Genomic DNA, 19,320 nt, shown 5'->3' with positions numbered 1-19,320 from the left:
GGTTCGGTCCGCAGGTCACACCTTCGCCTATCCGGCGGACCGGTGAGTAGAGCAGAACCGGATCCCGTCTGTGCGATATGCGGTGCGCAGACCGGATCCGGTCGCGCCGTCACCTCAGGAACTTCAGCGCCACCTCGTGGAAGCGCTCCGCATGCTCGTGCTGTGGCCAGTGTCCGCACTCGGGGAAGATCTCGAGATTCGAGCCCGCAATCGACTCGTGCATCCGCTGCGCTTCCGGTACATCGCCGAACGGGTTCTGCGCACCCCAGACGATGAGTGTCGGTGCGGTGATGCGCGCCATCTGCTCCGGGCTGAGCAGATCCTCCACACGATTGTCCATATTCTGCAGGCACAGCAGATTGTCGATGCCGGCGACGAACTGCGGGCGGTGGTAGATGGTGTGGCGCACATCGACCAGTTCCTCGGTCACATTCGCCGAATCGTGCATCAGCAGTTCGAGACGCTGCCGGGTGAGGGCACGATCGTCGCTCGATACGGCGGCCTTGGTGCTGGTGCGGATACGTTCCATCACCTGCGGATTGGCCACGGTGCCGCCGGGGGCGACCAGGACCAGCCGGCCTGCCCGGTCGGGATGATCGGCCGCCAAGCGCCCGGACACCCAGCCGCCGAGGGACTCGCCGATGAAGTGGGCGCGTTCGATACCGCGGCTGTCCAGGTAGTCCAGCACGTGCCGCACATACCGTGGGATGCGCAGGTCGCCGCCCGGATTCTCGGTGTATCCATGGCCCAGCATGTCCAGGGCATGCACCTGGAAGTGCTCGGCGAAGGTGGGCACATTGCGGACGAAGGCCTCGAGATGGCCGCTGGTGCCGTGCAACATCACCACGGCTTCGGTGTTGTCCTTACCGGCGCGCAGTACGCGGGTGCGGGCGCCGTTCACCTCGTCGTAGGACACCTCGAAGGCGGTCCCGGCCAGATCGGTCCAGATGGTCATGCGGAAATCTCCTCGTCGGTGGGGGTGAGCAGGCTGACGCCCATGCCGGTCAGCCAGTGGGGGACGGCGCCGTAGGCGAGTGTGCGGCCGGTGACTCCCCGTGGGGCGGGGCCCGTCGCGGCCAACGCCGCGGACATCGCGATCCAGGCGCGCAGTTCGGCGGCGCCGTTACCGGCTTCCTTCTCGAGCTGCTCGTCGGTCATGGCCAGCAGCGGTCCGAGGTCCCCGGTCTCGAGCAGACCGAGGAACCACTCGTCGAATTCGCTGTTGATATCGGGTTCGGCGGCGCGAATGATCTGGCGGCGCCGCACCTCGTATTCGCTCCACGAGGTGCGGCCGTTGAGCCAGGCCTGCACCAGGAACTGATCGTCTTCCGACAGTGCGTCGAACCATTTCGGCCACGGCAGCCGATGCGACAGCCCACCGGAGGCGATGACCGCCACCCGTTTGTCCTCGCCATCGCCTGCGACGGCCGCGCCGATCGCGGTGCCGACATCACGGCAACGCTGCAGCGACGGCAGCGGCGGCGCGAACATATTGATCACGACGGGCACGATCGGGATATCGAGTGCGGGCACCAGATGCTGCAACGAATGGGTGATGCCGTGATCGACGGTCATCCGCAGCGAGAACGCCGGATCGAAGCCGTCACCGACGAGTCCGTCGACGAGGGTGCGCGCCAGGGCGGTGTCCACCGGTAGCGGCCCGCCCGGGGTCTGCGCCTCACCGGCACCGTTCACCTCGCCGACACCGATGGTGAAGGCGGGCATCAGATCCAGGAACATGCCTCGGAAATGGTTGGAGCCGATGACGATCAGCGCGTCGGGTCGTTGTTCGGCGAGGGCTGCGCGGGCGGCACCGAGGCCGTTGCGGAAGCGGTGCGCGGCATCGAGGTCGTCCACCTCCGCCCAGTGGGTATTCATCAGGGTGCTGTGCGAGGCACCCACACCCATGACGAGTTCGCTCACGGAATACTCCGTTCTCGGGTACACAACGTGATGGCGGTGTGCACGATGGCCCGGGTCAGCCGCGCTGCCTCCCGGATGTCGACAACATTCATTCCGGACGGAAAGTCCAGGGGCAGTGGTGCATCGGGCCCGATCCGGTCCATACCGATGCGCGCGGTGGGCAGGCCCCGCGAGCGCAGGATATTGGCGTCGGTGGCGCCGCTGTTGGCGACGATCGGTGCGTGTGACCGTCCGGCCTCCTGTTCCCAGGCCGCGATCGCCGCGGCCACGACGGGGGCGTCGGTCGGGGTGGTGGTGCCCGGGATCGCCAGCACCATGTCCCACTCCACCTCGAGTTCCGGATGGTCGGCGGTAATCGCGGCGAGGGCGGCACCGAATTCGCGGCGCACCTCGGCGGGGTTCCGGCGTGGGCTGGTGCGCAGGTCGATCATGAACCGGCACAACGCCGGTGCGACCGCAGCCATCCGCGGCCAGCCACCCTCGATCGAGGAGATGATGCCCTGTGGTGCGACCAGGCCGTCGGTGTGGCGGGCGGCGTATTCGGGGAACCAGCGTTCCAATCCGTCGATTACGGTGGCTGCCCCGGCGATCGAGTTGCGGTACGGCATGCGGTGCCGGCTACCGACATAGGTATAGGTGCCGCGCACCCGGACCTCGAACCAGCACAACCCCACCTCTTCCCAGGCCACCGCCCAGCCAGGTTTGGCGATCAACGCGTGGTCGGCCCACCAACCCTGTTCGAGCAGGAACGAGCAACCCACGCCCTGGCCGGCATTGTGCCGGGTCAAGCCGCGGGTGAGGCGGCCGTTGGTGGGCATGCCGCCGGCACCGAGCCCGACGATCAGATCGCCGCGCAACGGAATTCCGGCCTCGGCGACGACCTCGGCGGCGGCGACGATCGCGGCCGCGTGCCCCTTGGGATTACTGGCGCCGAGCCCGAGCACATGATCGCCGTGCACCTGCGCGCGGGGCCGCATATCGGCGCGCAGTTCGGCGCCGATCCAGGGCACGTCCTCGTCGGGATCGCCGACGGTCAGGGTGTCGGTAGGCGCGTACAGCAGCAGATCCTCACCGGTCCCGTCACCACGCAACCGGCCGACGGCATTGGCCTGCCGGTCGTCGATCGCCTGATAGTGGGCCTCGAGGCCGGCTTCGGCGAGGGTTGCGGTGAGCCAGTGCGCGAGTGCGGCCTCCTCGCCGGTGGGGCTCGCAATGTCGACCATCCCGACGACGAGATCGGTGAGCCGCTGCGGGTCCACCAGGGCACATGCGGTGTCGAACCACGCGCGCTGTTGCGCGCTCAGCCCGCTCATCGCGCCCCCGGACCGAAGGTGCGCACCGTGGTGGCGCCGAACAGGCGGGCGAACAGGCGCGGCCGCCGGGCGGCGACGACGGCACCGGCAGCCAGAGCGCCGAGGGTGATCAAAACGATTGCGCGAGACACGGTTATCAACTCCAGTCGGTGAGGAATGCTTCGGTGAGGGCCGCGACGGTGGCGGGACGCTCGGCCTGAGGATGGTGGGCGGTGCGCCCGACGACCGCGAGATCACCGCGGGGCAGGGCGTCGGCGAGCGCACTCGCGTAATCGGGGCCGCCGAACGGGTCGTGGCTGCCCCACACCACCAGGGTCGGTGCTGCTACCGCACCCGGATCCAGATCGGGATCGCCGACAGGTGCGGATGCGGTGGCAGCGGCCAGTGCCGTGGGTGTGGTACTGGCCTGGTACCGGGCTTCGACGGTGGCCTCCGGGATGAGATTCGCGTCGTACCACTCCAATTCGGTGAGCAGCATGCGCATCTTCTCGACGCCTGGGCCGGTACCGCCGTAGTACTGTGCCCGCGCTCGGAGCCCGAGGCTCGGCTCTCGGCGCACGTCGTCTCGACCACCGGGAGCCGGTACGGGTTGGCTGCCGATCAGCACCAGCCGGCGCAGCAGTTCGGGGTGGTCGGCAGCCAGGTGCAGCGCGACGACTCCGCCCAGCGACTGGGCCACCACATCGACCGGGCCGCAGCCTCGCCGGGTGAGCAATTCGTCGAGCGCGCGCGCCGCCGTGCTCAGCCGCGATGCCGACGCGTCGGTGCGGGCCGGTGAACCGCCGTAGCCGGGAAGATCCACCCACAGCCAGCGGCGATGCGGACGCAAGGCCATCAGCGCGGCGAAATCGGAGGCCGCGTGGCAGCCCGGCCCGCCACCGTGCAGCACCACGGTGACCGGTCCGCTCGCGGCCCCGGCCCAGCCGTGGTTCAGCTCTGTGGTCGACATGGCAGCGCACTCAGTGACCGATACGTTTTTCGGTCGGCTGCACTACCGGCTTGACCTGTTCGACGTGGCGGCGCCAGGCGGTGATCGACAGGTCCGGGCGGTACAGACGCTCCGGCGGTGCATCGGTCACGTTCACCATCCAGGCATCCTGGCGAGTGAACTGACCGTGGAACAGCCAGCGGAAGGCGGCCAGATACTTGGCCTTGAAAGCCAGTGCGGTGAGCCCGGTTTCGAAGCGCACCATCAGCTGCACATAGCGGACGTGGTCGGCATCGACCGGGACGTACCACTCGTAGTGGATGAACTTCGGGTAGGCGACCCGCAGCAGCCCGGGCATGCGGACCGAGACGAAGCCCGGAATATCCAGGGCGTCGATGACCGGGTTGGCATTGCCGTTCTTGCCCGGATGGTCGGGCAACGGAATCCGCTTCCACCACCGCTTGTTGGTGAACTTTCCGACCCCGGGAAACTCCGCCTCCCAGAACAGTTCGTCCTGGACCCGGACCAGCCAGCCGTCCTTCTCGACGATCCGGGTCTTGTTCCAGGTCGGCATGACCTTGAACAGGCGCCACAGGGCGGTGTTGTGCAGGTACTTGGCGTGCCCCTCGTCGAATCCGTTCTCGGTGGCGAAGCGCCAGTTGCCCTCCCGGACATCGTTGCGACCGCCGAGCACCAGGGTGTTGTCGATCAGTTCGGCGGGGATGTCACGTTCGACCGGCGGGGGACCGGTTTCGGGGTCCACATCGCCGATGTACACCCACAGCAGGCCGAGCCGCTCCTCGACCGGATAGGTTGCGACACCGAGCTTTCCGCAGATCGGGCTCTCGGGGCCGTCGGTGATGACCGCGTCCAGCCGGCCGGTCTCCAGGCCGAAGGTCCAGCCGTGGTATGCGCAGCTGATGGTCCCGGGGAATTCGCGCCGGCCGTGTGAGAGCGGCACTCCCCGGTGGGGGCAGCGATCGTGCAGGCCGCGCACCACCTCACCGTCACGGACCAGCACGATGCGCTCACCGGCGAGAGTGATCGGGACCGGCTTCTCGCCGACCTCGTGTGCCCAGATGGTCGGATACCAGTAGTCACGGAAGCCGTGGGCTGCCGCATCGTAGGTCGGCCAGCCCGACCAGTCCGCACCGTCCTGTACCGGAGGCCCGGGCTCGGTGACGGTGGTGGGCGCGGGAGCGGCCCTGCGTGCACGCGGCGCGCGGCGCGGGGCGGCTTCGGGGGTCTCGGAGCTCGGGGCGCTCATAACTTCTCCAGCGGGTTCGTCGGGGATGTCGGACAAGTGGTGACCGGCGGTGTCGTCACAGGTCGAGTACCAGTTCCGCGCTCTGCGCACGGGACACACACGGGTAGATGACGTCGGTGCAATCGGGGCCGGTCAGGGCGTCGCGGTGTAGGGGGATGCCGGCGAGCACCCGGGTTTCGCAGCTGCCGCAGACGCCGTCGCGGCACGCGTTGGGCAGGTCGATTCCCGCTGCGTCCAGGACGTCGAGGGCAGTGCTGTCGGCCGGAACCGTCAGTCGCCGACCGGAGGTCGCGAGTACGAGTTCGAAAGCCCGCAGATCGTCCTCGTCGTCGCGGACGGGGGCGGCGAAGCGCTCGACATGCAGGGCGCCCGTGGGCCAGGACGCGCAGCGCGCTTCTACCGCGGCGATGAGGCCCTCGGGGCCGCAGCAGTAGACCGCGGTGTCCGCGGCCGGATTCTCCAGGGCGGCATCCAGATCCAGATGGCCGTCCTCGTCGAACGGATGTACCTCGACATGGTCGTCGCCGAGCAGATCGCCCAGGAATGCCATCGAACGACGCGAACGCCCACCGTAGAGCAGCCGCCAGGACCTTCCCTCGGCCTGGAGCTGCCGGATCATCGGCAGTAGCGGGGTGATTCCGATCCCGCCGGCGATCATCAGATAGTCCTGCGCCGCGACCAACGGGAAGTTGTTGCGCGGACCACCGACCTCCACCAGATCGCCGGGGCGCAGGATCGCGTGAACGTAACTGGATCCGCCCGCGGACTCCGGCTCGCGCAGGACGGCGATCCGGTAGTGGTCGCGCTCGCCCGGATCGCCCATGAGCGAGTACTGCCGCAGGTGTTCGGGCAGTCCGAGGTCTATGTGCGCGCCGGGATCCCAGGCGGGTAGCAGTCGCCGCTGGGGGTCGGCGAGCTCAACACTGAGCACACAATCCGATTCCTGCCGCAGCGCGGTGACCTCGAGTTCCAGGACTCCCGCATCGCCGTCGGTCATGTTCACCTCCATGTCGTACTAAGTACGATACTTAATACCCCTACAGCGAACAAGAGGCAATTCCAGCGCGAAATCCGGGACCGATCCGGAAGAGAACTAAGTACCGGATCCCGTCCGATACGCTGCAAGGACAGTCATGACGAGGAGTGCTATGCCCGGCCAATCGAATCGGTCTCGACGTCGCGAGACGCCGCTCACCGCCGAGCGGATCATCGAAGCCGCCCTGCGTATTTCCGATGCGGAAGCGAACCTGGACCGGTTGACCATGCGCCGGATCGCCGCCGAGCTCGGGGTCGGTGCGATGACGCTCTACAGCTACTTCCGTAGCAAGGACGAAATCCTCGACGGCATGGCCGATCATGTGCTCGGGCGGATGCAACTGCCGCCGGAGCCGGATTCGGGCCCGGCCGAGGCCCTTCGCGCCATGGGGTATGCATTACTCGGGTTGATGCGCGAACATCCGAGCATCGTGCGGTTGTTCGCTACCCGCGTCACCGACAGTCCGGCGGCACTGCGTGGTGCGTGGGAAGCGGTCATCCAGCGTCTGGTCGATTCCGGAATTCCGGGACCGGAAGCCGTGCGCTGCTACGGCTTCCTCATCACCTACGCGATCGGCTTCGCCAGCTATCAGATGCCACGACAGTGGGGACTGTCGGGAAGTGACGGCGTCGAACAGCGCCGTCGGCGCACGCACTTCTACGCGGGCCTGTCGATCGAGGAGTTCCCCCAACTCGTCGCGCACGCCGAAGAGGTGGCCGATCTGCCCTCGGACGCACAGTTCGAGGCGGGCTTGTCGGCCTACATCGATGCCACCGTGCGGTCTCTGGCTGTTCGCCCCTGACGTGTAGCCGGACCGCCGGCTGCACCGCTCCGCCGTGGGCAGCATCACATTCTCGGGGAAAAATCAACCCCCGTTAAATCTGTATTTCCTGTCTTGACAGGCCGACCGGACCCGTACATAGTACGAATCAATGTACGACCGATAGTCGCCATGCGGACAGCCCCCGTGTCGACTGCTGACCCTTCTGCCCAGTCAAGACACCGCGCATCCGGTTCACCGAGATGTGGATCCAGCCCCTCGGACGGGGGACCTCGACAGGTCGATGTTCTTCCGCCGTCCTTGTTCACACGGCCGAGCATCATGGCTTGTTTTCCCGGAGGAGATCATGTCCCTCACACATCAGTCGTCCAGCAAACAACGTGCGAAGGCCACCTTCGCCAGCTGGATCGGCACCACGATCGAGTACTACGACTTCTCCTGCTACGGCTTGGCGGCGTCACTGATCTTCCCGAAGCTGTTCTTCTCCTCGAATGATCCGACGCTGGCCACCGTGTTGTCGCTGGCGACCTTCGCGGTCGGTTACATCGCCCGCCCGGTCGGCGCCATCGTGTTCGGGCACTTCGGAGACCGCATCGGACGCAAGACCGCGCTCGTGTTCACCCTCATCCTGATGGGTGCCTCCACCTTCCTCATCGGGCTCATGCCCACCTACGACCAGATCGGTGCGGCGGCACCGGTGATACTGGTGCTCGCCCGGCTGCTGCAGGGCTTCTCTGTCGGTGGCGAATACGGCGGCGCCGTGCTCATGACCGTGGAACATTCCGGTAAGAAGAGCGGCTTCTTCGGCTCACTGGTCAATACCGGCGCCACGGTCGGGCTGATCCTGGCCAACCTGGTCTTCCTCGTCGCATTCCAGTTGTCCGACGACACCCTGTACTCGTGGGGCTGGCGAATTCCCTTTCTGCTCAGTGCAATTCTCGTGGTCGTCGGACTGATCTCACGGATCGCGCTGGAGGAGACCCCCGAGTTCGAAGAAGCCGAACACCAGGGTGAGGTCCAGCAGGTGCCGGTCGTCGACGTGCTGCGCAACCACCTGGGCACGGTACTTCTGCTCGCGATGGGCATCCTCGCCGCCGGCACCGCATTCACGATGACGACCGTCTTCTCCCTGAGCTACGGCAAGGACACGCTCGGACTCGGCAAAGACACCATGCTCGCGGTCCTGCTGACCTCCACCGTCGCCATCCTGATCTGCCTGCCCCTGTTCGGTGCGATCGGCGACCGCTTCGGCATTCGCCGGGTGTTCCTCGGTGGTGCGGCGTCGATGATCGTGCTGCCGTTCTGCTGGTTCGCTCTGATGGACACCCGGCAGCCCGGATGGATGATTCTCGGATTCGCGGTGATCTTCATGGGGTATTCGGCCAACTACGCAGTGGTGCCGTCCTACTTCTCCCAGGTATTCCCGCCGGCCCTCCGATTCACCGGTATGTCCGTCGGGATCACGATCGGGCTCATCGCCGGAAACGCGATCGCCCCCTCGATCTCCTCGATGATCCTCGACGCCACCGACAGCTGGCTGATCATCGCGATCTATATGGCGGGCACCGGTGCGATCTCCCTGCTGGCCGGACTGGTGCTGCGGTTGCCGTCCAGTGCGGCCGCCTCGACGGACGAGCCGGATCCCACGCCGGCCGAAGCCGCCGTCAGCTGAACCACGCGCGGTCCTCGTCCCGGCCCGCACCGTAGCGCCCGCTGCTTATCGGGCACATCTTCCTGAAGGGGTTCGATATGGAAATCGACAGTCGCACACTGGCGTTGGATCACACGTCACTGTCCTATCAGGTGAGCGGATCCGATCCGACCGCCGTGCCGACGGTATTTCTGCACCCGTGGTTCGGTTGCTGGCAGTTCTGGACCACGACCATGCAGGCCCTGGCACCCCGTCGGTGCTACGCGGTCGACTTCTACTCGCCGTCGACCGGACAGGACTGGACCGCGGTGGCCGGTCCGACCGGTCTGGCCGAGGCCGTGCTCGCGATGCTCGATGCCGAAGGGCTCGACCAGGTCGACCTGGTGGGCAATTCCGTCGGCGGCATCGTCGCGCAGGTCATCGCCTCCACAGCGCCGCAGCGGGTGCGACGGCTGATCCTCGTCGGCACGGGTGCGAGCACCGCGGGTACTCTGCCGGGCTTCGCCGCAGCGGTGGATCGCTGGACCGTCGGCATCCGCAACGGGGCCGAGGCATCGCGCGCCGCGGTCGAGGACACCGTAGGCATGCTGGTCAGCGCACGGCCCCCGCAGCGGGACTGGGAAACCTACGTCCAGGCGGTGCTACGGACCGACCCCGCCTACCTCGCAGCGGTGCTCGGCGCGGCCCGTGCACTCGACCTCACCTCGCGGTTGCAGGCCATCGCCGCACCGACCCTGATCGTGCGCGGCAGTGCGGACTGTGCGCGGACCGCCGACCATGTCGCGGTACTCGAATCCGGCATTCCCCACGCTCGCTCGGTCGAGATGCCCGGAGCCGGGCATTCACCGATGGTCGACCATCCCGCCGAATTCATCCGCCTCGTCACCGGCCATCTCGACGGCGTCCTCGACGAGGTGGCGAGGTAAGCCTCGGCTCCGGCCGGTCCCCGGCTGTCACCGCCGACAGCTTTCCAATGAACAAGTGAAGGAACAAGGTCATGGGTTTCACGACGAATATCGCCGCGCTCGCGGTGATGTCAACGGCCGTCGCTCTCGGCGCCGGCGCCGCCGGTGCCGAACAGCCGGGTGCGGGTGCGGTGGATTTCACCGCCACATCCACCCCGGAATCTACTGTCATTTCGACGGATTCGGGATCGCTCGTGGCGGATAACGGCGTCTTTCGGATCAAGGCCGCCGACGGCACCGATGTCGCGGGCACCGAGCTGTCCTTCCGGGTCGACGATTTCGTCTTCCCGATCAAGGCCGATATCGACCACCGGACAGCCACGCTGACACCGCAATTCGATCTCGCACACGCCACCTACAAGCCGGTGGCGCTGCCCTTCGAGGACAGCGCACCGTGGAAAACCCCCTACGATCGCGAACAGGCGGCGTGGTCGCGAATGACCAGCACGCTCACCGCAGGAGCGACGATCGGCACCCTCGTGGGTGGTATCGGTGGCGCCGGCATCGGCTGTGTGCTCGGCGGTATCGCCGGCGCGACGGTCGCCGCCGCGACCATCGTCGGCATGTTCGGACCGTTCGTTCCGGCGGCCGTGGTGGGGTGCCTCGGCGGGATCATGGCTATCGGCGCACTCGGGACCGTGGCCGGGCAACTGCTCGTCACCGCACCGGTGGCGCTGGCGGCGGCCGCGCAATACTTCACCACGATCAACGCGCCCTTCCCGGGCGAATGAGCAGATTCTCGATCGGCTGAGCGGGTGGAGAGCAATGGCGCACAGCGCGAATCCGGCAATCGCCCGCACCATTGCCTCGCTCATCTTCGGCCCGCCGTGGCCCTCGTTGTCGATCAGGACGGCACTCTATCGACGGAGTTTCATTCGGGAGACTGTCCGCGGCGGCCGAACCACAGCGGTAGCAGCGACACCACGACGATCACGCCCACGGCGGGCAACAGGTACTTGTCGATATCGGGAATCGATGTGCCGAGCCAGTATCCGAGCAGCACCAGGCTCTGGGACCAGGCGATACCGCCGACCACCTGCCAGCGGGTGAAGACCGCGGTGGGGACTTCCAGGACGCCGGCCACCGGATTGATCACGGTGCGCACCATCGGCACGAACCGGCCCAGCACGATGGCGCGGCGGGGGCCGTAGCGGGCGAGCCACTGTTCTCCGCGGCCGACCGTGGCGTGCAGGCGGTGATTCGACGTGCGGGCCAGCACTGCTCGGCCGCCGTGCTTGCCGAAGACGTAGCCGGCCTGGGCCCCGGCGACAGCACCGGCCGCCGCACCCACCATCACCTGCCACAGCACCAGAGTCCCGTTCGCGCACAGCACCCCGGCGGGAAAGATGAGCGTGTCGCCGGGAAGGAAGAAACCGACGACGACCAGCCCGGATTCGGCGAAGGTGCCGAGCAGCACGGCGAGGGCACCGAACTCGCTCAGCAACGCGGAACCGCTCATCGGATTGAGTGCGGACCACGCCATCGATCAACGGTAGCGGGTCTCCCACCGCTTCGCCCTGCGGCGGGTCAGCCCCACCCACCCGGGGGCGCGTGCCGGGACAGCCCATTCGGCCAGGACGCCGTAGTGGTCGCTGGCGTGCACGCCACCTTCGGGCTCGACACCGATCCGTTCGACCGATCGCGCGTCGAGTGTGGGGCCGAAACCGGCGCCGCGAACCATCACGTAGTCGATCCGCCGGCCGCCCGCGGTGGGCATATCACCGTCTGCGACGAGCGGGTTGTCCGGTGTGAAGGTGTGGCCCGGATCGCGGGGGCGCAGCATGTCCCAGGCGTCGTGGTAGCTGACACTCATGCCGTCCAGCGACTGCCGTCCGGTCCAGAAGCGGACACTCGACGAATCCGGGGTGGCGTCGAAATCGCCCAGCAACACCACATGTTCGTCTCTTCCACCCAGCACCTCGTCGATGAAGCGCGCGGCTTTCACGGCCTGAAGCTCACGTTCGTGCTCGTAGCCGAACTGGAAGACCGGCTTGTGGTGGGCGATATGCACGACACCGAGCGGCTCCGGTGCGTGCACCTCGGCCACAACGATCGCGGACCACGCGGCGGTAGCCGTGCGGGCCGTGACATGCAGCGACCGCTCGCGCACCGCGCCCAACGGCCAGCGGCTGGCCAGGACCAGCCCGACCTCGCCGTCGGCGGTCTGCGAATGCCACGCGAAGTGCCAGCCGGGGCCGAGCAGGTCCGCCAGAGCCCGGTCCCGGTCTTGTCCTGCGTGCACCTCCTGGAGCGCCACGATGTCGGGCCGGGCCGCGCGTAACCGGTTCGCGACGACCGGCTTGCGCCGGTTCCAGTGCGCCAGGAGTGGGGACAGGACATTGAAGGTGACTACGCGAACGGAGCTCGCAGCCGGTCCGGAAACAGTCATGAGCTCATGCTGGCAGCCGCTGACGACCGCCGGCACCCTCGGCATCGGTTGTGGCAGGCCGACATCGCGTCTTCGGCATCCGCCGTGCCCAGCGGCTTCGACAGAAAACAGGTGTACCCGTAGGCGAGCAGCGTCCCTGCGTGCACCCCGATCGGTGGGGCTGCCCGGCGGTGGTGGTGATGTGGGGCGGTGGTGGGCGAGTGAGGCGGTACGGTGCCCATGAAAAGGCGGGAACCAGGTGCGATGGCACTGCTGTGACTGTGGGACGACCGGGAGGCTGAACCGATGGCGGCTGTTTCGGAGACGGTACCGACTCTGCTGCGGGCCTTGGACCTCACCGGCGTGTTCGCGAATGCACTACTGGGTGGTGCGGTGGCGCGGTCGTTCCGGTTCGATCCGATCGGGTTCGCGGTGCTGGCTACGGCGTCGGGGCTCGGGGGCGGCATCATTCGCGACACCCTGCTGCAGCGCGGCACCCCGATCGCACTGACCGATTACGCCTACCTGCTGACCGCGCTGGTCGGGGCGCTGGTGGCGTTCGCGGTGCGATTCGAGGGACGGATGTGGGACGCCATGTTCCCGTGGGTGGACGCACTGGGTTTGGGGACGTGGGCGGCGGTGGGGGCGCAGAAGACCCTCGAGGTGGGGCTGGGCTGGTTGCCGGCGCTGCTGCTCGGAACGGTGACGGCGGTCGGCGGCGGTGCGGTGCGCGATATCTCGGTCGGGCGCGTACCCGCGATTTTCGGGGGTAACACGCTGTACGCCACCTGCGCGCTGCTGGCCAGCGCCACCCTGGTGCTGATCTGGCGGTCCGGGCACGCGACGGCCGGTTCGATCGCGGCAACCGTGGTGGGTGCGGGACTGTGCCTGCTGGCACGGTGGCGTGGCTGGATGCTGCCGGAGCAGGTGAGCTGGCCGGAACGGATGCGCTATACCCGCCGGAAGGAGAAATGATGAGCTCGACCGACCGCACCACCGACCTGTTGGCGGGACTGGAGCGGATCCGCGGGTGGCAGGAGGACTTCTACCGGGATCTGCACCGCCATCCGGAACTGTCGCACGAGGAGCATCGCACCGGCGGGCTGGTCGCCGGGCGGCTGCGCGAGTTCGGTTACGAGGTGCGGGAAGGGGTCGGTGGCACCGGGGTGGTCGGGGTGTTGCGCAACGGTGACGGTGCGGGAGTGCTGCTGCGCGCCGATATGGATGCGCTGCCGGTGCGCGAGCAGACCGGACTGGACTACGCCAGCGAGGTCGTCTCGCCCGACGAATCCGGGAACGACGTGCCGGTGATGCACGCCTGCGGACACGATGCACACGTCACCTGCCTGCTCGGTGCGGCGCAACTGCTCGCCGAACACACCGACCGATGGAACGGAACGCTGGTGGTGCTGTTCCAGCCCGGCGAAGAACTCGGCGACGGTGCCCGCGCGATGACAGACGGCGGTCTCGCCGAGCTGGTGCCCGCCGTCGATGTCGCCTTGGCCCAGCATGTGCTGCCCGCACCCGCCGGTGTCATCGGCACCCGGCCCGGACCTTTCCTGTCGGCCGCCGACAGTATGCAGGTCACCGTGTACGGGCGCGGCGGACACGGATCGATGCCGCAGGCCACCGTGGACCCGGTGGTCCTGGCCGCGATGATCGTGGTCCGCCTGCAGACCGTGGTGGCGCGGGAAGTCGCGCCCACCGACACCGCCGTACTCACCGTGGGCAGCATCACCGCAGGTTCCAAGAGCAATGTGATCTCCGATCACGCTGTGCTGCAACTGAATATCCGCACCTACAGCGAGGCGGTCCGCACCACGATGCTCGCCGCGATCCGCCGGATCGTCGTCGCCGAATGCCAGGCCTCGGGTTCCCCGCGCGAACCGGAATTCGAACTGTACGACCGGTTTCCCCTCACCGACAACGATGCGGCAGTCACCCGCCGCGTCGGCGACGCCTTCACCGCCCACTTCGGTGCCCGGCACGTACACGCGCCGATGAACAGCGCCAGTGAGGATTTCAGTGATATCCCCGGCGCGCTGGGCGTGCCCTACACCTACTGGGGTGTGGGCGGCATCGACGCCGAGGTGTATCGAAGGGCAGAACAGGCCGGACGTGTCGCGCAGGACATTCCGGTGAACCACTCGCCGTTCTTCGCGCCGGTCGTCCAACCGACCCTGGACGCCGGAACCGAAGCCCTGGTCGTGGCGGCGCTGGCCTGGTTGTAGCCCGTGCTCACCGGCCCTCGTATCCCTCGGCGAGGACTACAGCACTGCCGAACCCATCCAGTGCGCCGCGTACAGCGCCACCCGAAGATGCAGGTTCTGGTGCAGATCCTCCGGCGAGCCGCCGAGCAGCTCCATAGCCTGCTGGACCCGGTAGTGCACGGTATTACGATGGAGTCGCAGTTCCTGGGCGGTCGCGGCGAAACTACCGTTGGTCGCCAGGAACACCTGCAGGGTCTGCCGTAGCCGCTCTGCCCGCGGGTCGTCCGCGGCCATACCCCCGAGGTACTCGGCCACGAATGCGCGCAGCGCCTCGAGATCCGCGCTGAGCAAGGTCAATGCGGCAACGTGGTGGTAATAGGTCACCATCCGGGCGGGCGTCCGGGCGATCAGTGCCACCGCGCGGACGCGGTCCGCGCGATGGGCTGCGTCGCGGAAGCCGTCGGGCCCGTACCCGTAACCTCCGATGGCCAGCCGGATCGGCAATGCGCGTGCGGCGAGAGCGCGATCGACGGTCGCGGGATCGAAAGTGCTGCCGGGAGCGACGGCGAACCACACTCGCGCTTCGTGCTCGTCGATGGGAACCATGAGCATCCCGGAGGCTCCGAGGATCGGAGCGAGGATGTCGCGCAAGCTACCGAATGCCGATGCCGTCTGCGAGGCGGAGACCTCGGGGCCGGACCAGACGGTGGCTGCCAGATGACGCTGGGACAGTGAGTATCCCAGCGCGTGCTGGGCGGCGGCGAGATCGGTGTCCCGGTCGTCCAGGATCCGGCGCACCCACTCCCGCAGCGGCCCGCTGCGGGTGTCCACCCAGCGGGCATGTTCGGCCTCGTAGGCGTGGGCGATCTGTTCGGATGCCTGATCGATGTACTGCGCTGTGCGGTGCACCAGGCGGATGATGACGGCCGAACTCTGCTCACCGGTCAGCTCGACCGCATAATCCATCGCGATATCCATGAACGCGGCGTGCGCGACGCGGTAGGAGCGGATCAACGCCGACAGCGGGATATTGCGCTGCGCCACCACTCTGGCGAAATCCACGGCCCGTGCCGGTACACGAATCCGGTCCGCGGTGGCATCGCTCTGCAGAAAGTCCAAGGCCGCCAACAGATTGTCGGTGGTGCCCGCTTCGATCAGATCGCGCAGCCGCGGATCGGAATCGAGCTCCAGCTCCGGAACTCGGGTGCGCATATCGACTGCGACCGAACCGATCAGCGCTTCGTGGTCGCGCAGGATTCGCTGCACAACCAGACGCAGCCCATCCGGTTGCCGGGTCGGGCGTTTCATATCCGGGGAGTGTAGGCCGGTTCGCTGCTCACCGCAGGCGCGCGACGATCCATTTTGTGCGCGCAGCACGAGATCCGCCGCATGTTTCATAGCGTCGGCCCATAGGTGTGGGCGCTACGGCGCCATACGATAACTGTGCCCGGTTCGACCCGGCACCACGTATCACGAATCCGCCGGTGCCGGCGTGGATCTTCGTTCGACAAGACCAGTTCGTTTCATCGGAACCCGTCGCGAAAGTACGACTCAGAAATGTCTGCTCAGCTTTGTCGCACCCCGAGGTGCCGCCCGCGCCGACCCATTCCCGTGCCGCAATGTCGCCCCGCACCCTGCGAGGCCCCGCCTCCGTGGCAGCACCCCAGGAACCACGGGGAGTGAGGATGACCCGACAACACCTCGGACCGGGCACCTCCCATCTCCCCAGCGCCACCGAATTGTTGACTGCGATCGGCGGTCGAGGCGCCCACGGGCCTGTGTGTTGCCTCGCGTTCGCGCTGTCGCAGTCCTATCGGGACGCGGGGCCCGCCGCGGAGCGACTGCGATCTCGGCGGCGCGCACTGATCGCCGAAATCAATACCTGGAGTTCACTCTATCTCCCCGCACCCACCACGGGGAGCCGCGTATACGAGCGCACGCTCGGGGAACTGATCGACGGTATCGCCGCTCGTGCCGCCCGCGCATTCCATCTACTGATGTACGACGACCCGGCCGGCGTGCCCATGCATACGGCGTGGACGCGTCTGGCGGAGCTGAGTATCGCCTACGGAGATCTGGTGCGCGACATCGACTCCGGGCGATGCTGCCTTCCCCGCGTGGAGCGCCGGCCGTTCGCGGGCGTCGGCAGTTCTCCGACGGAACGGCAGGTCCTGTGAACAGCACCGACCGATACATCGACACCGACCTCGGCACCCTTCGGGTCCGCGTCACCGGATCGGGACCGCCGATGCTGTTGTGGCCGAGCCTGCTGATGGATCACACCCTGTGGGACGATCAGGTCGCGCATTTCTCCGCCCGGTTCACCACCTACGCGATCGACCCACCCGGCCACGGCGCCGGCACCGCGCTCGACCGGCCGTTCACCTTCGACGAATGCGTGCAGTGCGTGGTCCGGATCCTCGATGACGCCGGGATCGACCGCGCACATTTCATCGGCAATTCCTGGGGGGCGATGATCGGCGCCACCTTCGCCGCACGTCACCCGGAGCGGATCCTGACCAGTGTGCTGATGAACGGCACGGCCTCTCCCGCCGGAGCCCGCCAGCGTCTCGAATACAGTGCGTTGCTCGTTCTGGCGCGGGCGATCGGCGGATTCTCCGGGCCGGTGATGCGGGCGGCGCTGTCCGCTTTCCTCGGGCCGACATCGATGCGTGACCGCCCCGATGTGGTGGCGCGGGTCCGGCGGATGGTTCGCGCGAACAAGGTCGGGTCGGCGGCGCACGCGGTCCGCAGTGTCGTCGTCCACCGACCGGATCAGCGGCCGCTGCTGGCCGGAATTCGAACGCCCACCCTGGTCGTCGGAGGACGACAGGATTCGATCTTCCCGCCCGCGGAGCTCGAGGACATGGCGCGTGCGATCCCCGGCGCCGAATTGTTGTTCCTGGACGATGCCGCACATCTGGTCGCTGTGGAAGTCCCGGACAGGGTGAACACCCTCATCGACGAATTCCTGAACCGGCACGAACCGAGCCGCTGACCCCGGCCCTCCGCGGGGATCGAATTGTCGATGTCGGACCCCGCCTCCACTATTCACGGCATCCGTATCGGGGCGGCAACAGGGGGCGGGATGTTCGGCGGTACTTCACGCGCGGCGATTGTGCGCGACACGCTGTTCGGGATCGGGCTCGGTGCGGTAGTCGGCGGGGTGGGGCTCGGGATCTACAGCCGCTGGTTCGCGGACGCGGTCGTCGTGGAGGATCGGTGGCACGAGGTTCCGGTCGAGGGGGTCGCCGAGCGTATTGCGCAGTGGTCGCTCGTCGGCGGTGCCGTAGTGCTGTTCACCGTGGTGATCACCCCGCTGGTGCCGTGGGTGGCCCGGCGCACGGGTGCGGTCCGGGACAGCTGGCTGGTGCGGGCCGTGGTGGTCGCAGTGGCGCTTGCCGTGGTGTACGTGCTGATCCGCACCCGGTGGTGGTCGGTGTATGCCGAGGTGCGGCGCGACTATCCGTACTTTCCGCAGCTACCGACGGCCGGCGCGGCCGCCGTGCTGGTGTTCGGGGGTGCCGTCGCCATGACGGCGTGGATGTTTCAGACGTCCGCGAGGGCCGGCAGGGCGGTAGTGGCGAGCGGACTGGTAATCGGGCTCGGGGTGTCGGTGGCAGTCACAACCGGTGCCGTCCACGCAGGCGACGACGGGGCCAACATCGACCGGACGACGGCAGCTCCGGCCGAGATTCGGCCCCTGCCGGCCCGGTTGGGCGACGAGAAGTTCCACGTCCATGTCGATGCTGCGGAGTATTTCGAATACCACGAGACGCCGAATGTGGTTGCCGCCGGTGCCGGATTCGTGGTCGGGGACGAGCGTGGGCTGACCGCATACGACGGGCAGACCGGTGCCGAACGCTGGCATTATCGCCGCACCCCACAGGACGGAAACCTGTTGTCCCAGAGTGACAGCGCGCTGAGGTCGGCAGCCGATGATGTGGTCCTCACCTATTGGAGCGGCACCGGCTGGGCTGCCTTCGATAGCCTGACCGGCGAAAAGTTGTGGGAGGACTCGGAATACATTCGAGCCCGTTTCACTGATGAATGGCACGATCCGGGCACTCACCCGGGTGCACCACTGCTCCTCAGTAGTGTCGGCTCGCTCGCTCGATACGACAGTCGCACCGGCAAACAGGTGTGGGCGACGAAGACCGCAGCCGAGGATTGCGGCGCCCCGGCGGGACGGTCGTCGTGGGCAGCGACCGTGGGATATGTTGCCGACGAGGCGATCTACCGCGCCGATCCGTGTGGGACAGCGGGCCGGTCGTGGTGGCATCTGACCGCAACAGATCCCGAGACGGGGAAGATCCTGGCGGCGCGCGATATCGGGCGGGGATCCGGGAATATCGAACACATCCTGTTCGAGGGGTACCGGAACACGGTCGATATGTCGTGGTCCGACTCGACTGCGCAGGACCGGACTCGCTTGCGCATCGTGCGGCCCGCCGACCTGGTCACGTCCGAGCCGCAGCCGTCGATCGCCGGGGCCGAGGCCATGGTGGAGGACGCCGACGGCAGCGACATACTGACCTCGCGGCATACGGGGCAGGGATATTCGGGGAGGATTTCGACGGTCACCACACCTGATGGAACAGTGCGGTACGTCTTGGAAGACCGCGGCCACGGTGCGAATCGCGCGCTTCGAGAATTTCTGTCCGAACAGATCGTGGAGGCTCGGGCCGAAGACGACGGTGCGGTGATGGTGCGGTCCTGGGACCGGCACGACGGCGAGTCGGCTGTCGAGCGCCGCGCCGACGACTGTCCGATTCCGGATACCGCCATCGCGGTACCCGGTTCGATGCTTGTCGTGTGCACATCCGAGGATGGAGAGTCGGTGGATGTCATCGGATTCAACTGAGACCCAAGGACAAC

The 19,320-nt window shown here is 67.4% G+C and carries 19 protein-coding genes; 9 read left to right on the top strand and 10 right to left on the bottom strand.

Annotation, left to right across the window (positions count from 1 at the left end; genetic code table 11):
• Positions 1-109 precede the first annotated feature (109 nt).
• Genes NV2_RS00450 through NV2_RS00425 form a run of 7 tightly spaced genes read right to left on the bottom strand, consistent with a single transcriptional unit; the run spans position 110 to position 6,428 of the window.
• The gene (locus tag NV2_RS00450; protein ID WP_067867523.1) at positions 110-955 is read right to left on the bottom strand and encodes an alpha/beta fold hydrolase; all 846 of its coding nucleotides are present in this window, start codon (positions 953-955) and stop codon (positions 110-112) included.
• Positions 952-1,923 carry a DODA-type extradiol aromatic ring-opening family dioxygenase gene (locus NV2_RS00445; protein ID WP_067867520.1) on the bottom strand — a complete coding sequence of 324 codons (972 nt, stop codon included), beginning with the start codon at positions 1,921-1,923 and terminating at the stop codon, positions 952-954. Before NV2_RS00445 ends, NV2_RS00450 begins: the two co-directional genes overlap by 4 nt.
• Positions 1,920-3,236 carry a zinc-binding metallopeptidase family protein gene (locus tag NV2_RS00440; protein WP_067867517.1) on the bottom strand — a complete coding sequence of 439 codons (1,317 nt, stop codon included), beginning with the start codon at positions 3,234-3,236 and terminating at the stop codon, positions 1,920-1,922. Before NV2_RS00440 ends, NV2_RS00445 begins: the two co-directional genes overlap by 4 nt.
• A complete protein-coding gene (locus tag NV2_RS32595; protein WP_281198492.1) occupies positions 3,233-3,367 on the bottom strand; it encodes a hypothetical protein in 135 nt (44 codons plus the stop codon). Before NV2_RS32595 ends, NV2_RS00440 begins: the two co-directional genes overlap by 4 nt.
• A 5-nt stretch (positions 3,368-3,372) precedes the next feature.
• Positions 3,373-4,185 carry an alpha/beta fold hydrolase gene (locus tag NV2_RS00435; RefSeq protein ID WP_067867514.1) on the bottom strand — a complete coding sequence of 271 codons (813 nt, stop codon included), beginning with the start codon at positions 4,183-4,185 and terminating at the stop codon, positions 3,373-3,375.
• A gap of 10 nt (positions 4,186-4,195) precedes the next feature.
• The gene (locus NV2_RS00430) at positions 4,196-5,431 is read right to left on the bottom strand and encodes a Rieske 2Fe-2S domain-containing protein (RefSeq protein WP_067867511.1); all 1,236 of its coding nucleotides are present in this window, start codon (positions 5,429-5,431) and stop codon (positions 4,196-4,198) included.
• A 55-nt stretch (positions 5,432-5,486) separates the two neighbouring features.
• Positions 5,487-6,428 (bottom strand): PDR/VanB family oxidoreductase, encoded by a 942-nt coding sequence (locus NV2_RS00425; protein WP_067869019.1) that lies wholly within the window; start codon positions 6,426-6,428, stop codon positions 5,487-5,489.
• A gap of 151 nt (positions 6,429-6,579) precedes the next feature.
• On the opposite strand from NV2_RS00425, the gene NV2_RS00420 reads away from it, so the two are divergent.
• From NV2_RS00420 to NV2_RS00405, 4 genes are all read left to right on the top strand, one after another.
• Positions 6,580-7,269 (top strand): TetR/AcrR family transcriptional regulator, encoded by a 690-nt coding sequence (locus NV2_RS00420; RefSeq protein ID WP_067867508.1) that lies wholly within the window; start codon positions 6,580-6,582, stop codon positions 7,267-7,269.
• Positions 7,270-7,594: 325 nt separating this feature from the next.
• The gene (locus NV2_RS00415; RefSeq protein ID WP_067867505.1) at positions 7,595-8,920 is read left to right on the top strand and encodes an MFS transporter; all 1,326 of its coding nucleotides are present in this window, start codon (positions 7,595-7,597) and stop codon (positions 8,918-8,920) included.
• Between the two features lie 77 nt (positions 8,921-8,997).
• Positions 8,998-9,825, top strand: a complete 828-nt coding sequence (locus NV2_RS00410; protein ID WP_067867503.1) for an alpha/beta fold hydrolase — start codon at positions 8,998-9,000, stop codon at positions 9,823-9,825.
• A 71-nt stretch (positions 9,826-9,896) separates the two neighbouring features.
• Positions 9,897-10,595: a DUF8020 domain-containing protein gene (locus NV2_RS00405; protein ID WP_067867501.1), complete on the top strand. Its 699-nt coding sequence runs from the start codon at positions 9,897-9,899 to the stop codon at positions 10,593-10,595.
• Positions 10,596-10,735: 140 nt separating this feature from the next.
• Here NV2_RS00405 and NV2_RS00400 read toward each other — a convergent pair whose 3' ends face one another.
• Together NV2_RS00400 and NV2_RS00395 are read right to left on the bottom strand one after the other, a co-directional pair.
• Positions 10,736-11,347 carry a DedA family protein gene (locus NV2_RS00400; protein WP_067867498.1) on the bottom strand — a complete coding sequence of 204 codons (612 nt, stop codon included), beginning with the start codon at positions 11,345-11,347 and terminating at the stop codon, positions 10,736-10,738.
• 3 nt (positions 11,348-11,350) lie between these two features.
• Positions 11,351-12,253: an endonuclease/exonuclease/phosphatase family protein gene (locus NV2_RS00395; protein ID WP_168436076.1), complete on the bottom strand. Its 903-nt coding sequence runs from the start codon at positions 12,251-12,253 to the stop codon at positions 11,351-11,353.
• A 285-nt stretch (positions 12,254-12,538) separates the two neighbouring features.
• Here NV2_RS00395 and NV2_RS32590 point away from each other — a divergent pair, with 285 nt between their 5' ends.
• Together NV2_RS32590 and NV2_RS00385 are read left to right on the top strand one after the other, a co-directional pair.
• Entirely contained in the window at positions 12,539-13,207 is a 669-nt protein-coding gene (locus tag NV2_RS32590; RefSeq protein WP_067867491.1) for a trimeric intracellular cation channel family protein, read from the top strand.
• Positions 13,208-13,233: 26 nt separating this feature from the next.
• The gene (locus NV2_RS00385) at positions 13,234-14,463 is read left to right on the top strand and encodes an amidohydrolase (RefSeq protein WP_174550543.1); all 1,230 of its coding nucleotides are present in this window, start codon (positions 13,234-13,236) and stop codon (positions 14,461-14,463) included.
• A 36-nt stretch (positions 14,464-14,499) separates the two neighbouring features.
• On the opposite strand, the gene NV2_RS00380 is transcribed toward NV2_RS00385, so the two are convergent.
• Positions 14,500-15,750: a PucR family transcriptional regulator gene (locus tag NV2_RS00380; protein WP_168436077.1), complete on the bottom strand. Its 1,251-nt coding sequence runs from the start codon at positions 15,748-15,750 to the stop codon at positions 14,500-14,502.
• A 377-nt stretch (positions 15,751-16,127) separates the two neighbouring features.
• Here NV2_RS00380 and NV2_RS00375 point away from each other — a divergent pair, with 377 nt between their 5' ends.
• The 3 genes from NV2_RS00375 to NV2_RS00365 are packed head-to-tail and all read left to right on the top strand — an operon-like array spanning position 16,128 to position 19,306.
• Positions 16,128-16,619: a hypothetical protein gene (locus NV2_RS00375; protein ID WP_084473742.1), complete on the top strand. Its 492-nt coding sequence runs from the start codon at positions 16,128-16,130 to the stop codon at positions 16,617-16,619.
• Positions 16,616-17,440: an alpha/beta fold hydrolase gene (locus NV2_RS00370; protein ID WP_067867479.1), complete on the top strand. Its 825-nt coding sequence runs from the start codon at positions 16,616-16,618 to the stop codon at positions 17,438-17,440. The genes NV2_RS00375 and NV2_RS00370 overlap by 4 nt, the downstream gene beginning before the upstream one ends.
• A 30-nt stretch (positions 17,441-17,470) precedes the next feature.
• Complete coding sequence (locus NV2_RS00365; protein ID WP_084473740.1) at positions 17,471-19,306, top strand: outer membrane protein assembly factor BamB family protein; 1,836 nt, start codon at positions 17,471-17,473, stop codon at positions 19,304-19,306.
• The last annotated feature ends 14 nt before the right edge of the window (positions 19,307-19,320 follow it).

The organism is Nocardia vermiculata NBRC 100427 (assembly GCF_001613265.1).
GTDB classification, from domain to species: domain Bacteria; phylum Actinomycetota; class Actinomycetes; order Mycobacteriales; family Mycobacteriaceae; genus Nocardia; species Nocardia vermiculata.
Note: the sequence above shows the minus strand (reverse complement) of the source record. Positions and strands in the feature narration are given on the sequence as shown.

Excerpts from the sequence above, each read along its gene's own strand:
- NV2_RS00425 (WP_067869019.1), bottom strand. The coding sequence starts at position 6,428 with ATGACCGACGGCGATGCGGGAGTCCTGGAACTCGAGGTCACCGCGCTG.
- NV2_RS00365 (WP_084473740.1), top strand. The coding sequence starts at position 17,471 with ATGTCGGACCCCGCCTCCACTATTCACGGCATCCGTATCGGGGCGGCA.
- NV2_RS00405 (WP_067867501.1), top strand. The coding sequence starts at position 9,897 with ATGGGTTTCACGACGAATATCGCCGCGCTCGCGGTGATGTCAACGGCC.
- NV2_RS00435 (WP_067867514.1), bottom strand. The coding sequence starts at position 4,185 with ATGTCGACCACAGAGCTGAACCACGGCTGGGCCGGGGCCGCGAGCGGA.
- NV2_RS00415 (WP_067867505.1), top strand. The coding sequence starts at position 7,595 with ATGTCCCTCACACATCAGTCGTCCAGCAAACAACGTGCGAAGGCCACC.
- NV2_RS00400 (WP_067867498.1), bottom strand. The coding sequence starts at position 11,347 with ATGGCGTGGTCCGCACTCAATCCGATGAGCGGTTCCGCGTTGCTGAGC.
- NV2_RS00440 (WP_067867517.1), bottom strand. The coding sequence starts at position 3,236 with ATGAGCGGGCTGAGCGCGCAACAGCGCGCGTGGTTCGACACCGCATGT.
- NV2_RS32590 (WP_067867491.1), top strand. The coding sequence starts at position 12,539 with ATGGCGGCTGTTTCGGAGACGGTACCGACTCTGCTGCGGGCCTTGGAC.
- NV2_RS00410 (WP_067867503.1), top strand. The coding sequence starts at position 8,998 with ATGGAAATCGACAGTCGCACACTGGCGTTGGATCACACGTCACTGTCC.
- NV2_RS00420 (WP_067867508.1), top strand. The coding sequence starts at position 6,580 with ATGCCCGGCCAATCGAATCGGTCTCGACGTCGCGAGACGCCGCTCACC.
- NV2_RS00375 (WP_084473742.1), top strand. The coding sequence starts at position 16,128 with ATGACCCGACAACACCTCGGACCGGGCACCTCCCATCTCCCCAGCGCC.
- NV2_RS00430 (WP_067867511.1), bottom strand. The coding sequence starts at position 5,431 with ATGAGCGCCCCGAGCTCCGAGACCCCCGAAGCCGCCCCGCGCCGCGCG.
- NV2_RS00380 (WP_168436077.1), bottom strand. The coding sequence starts at position 15,750 with ATGAAACGCCCGACCCGGCAACCGGATGGGCTGCGTCTGGTTGTGCAG.
- NV2_RS00395 (WP_168436076.1), bottom strand. The coding sequence starts at position 12,253 with ATGACTGTTTCCGGACCGGCTGCGAGCTCCGTTCGCGTAGTCACCTTC.
- NV2_RS00450 (WP_067867523.1), bottom strand. The coding sequence starts at position 955 with ATGACCATCTGGACCGATCTGGCCGGGACCGCCTTCGAGGTGTCCTAC.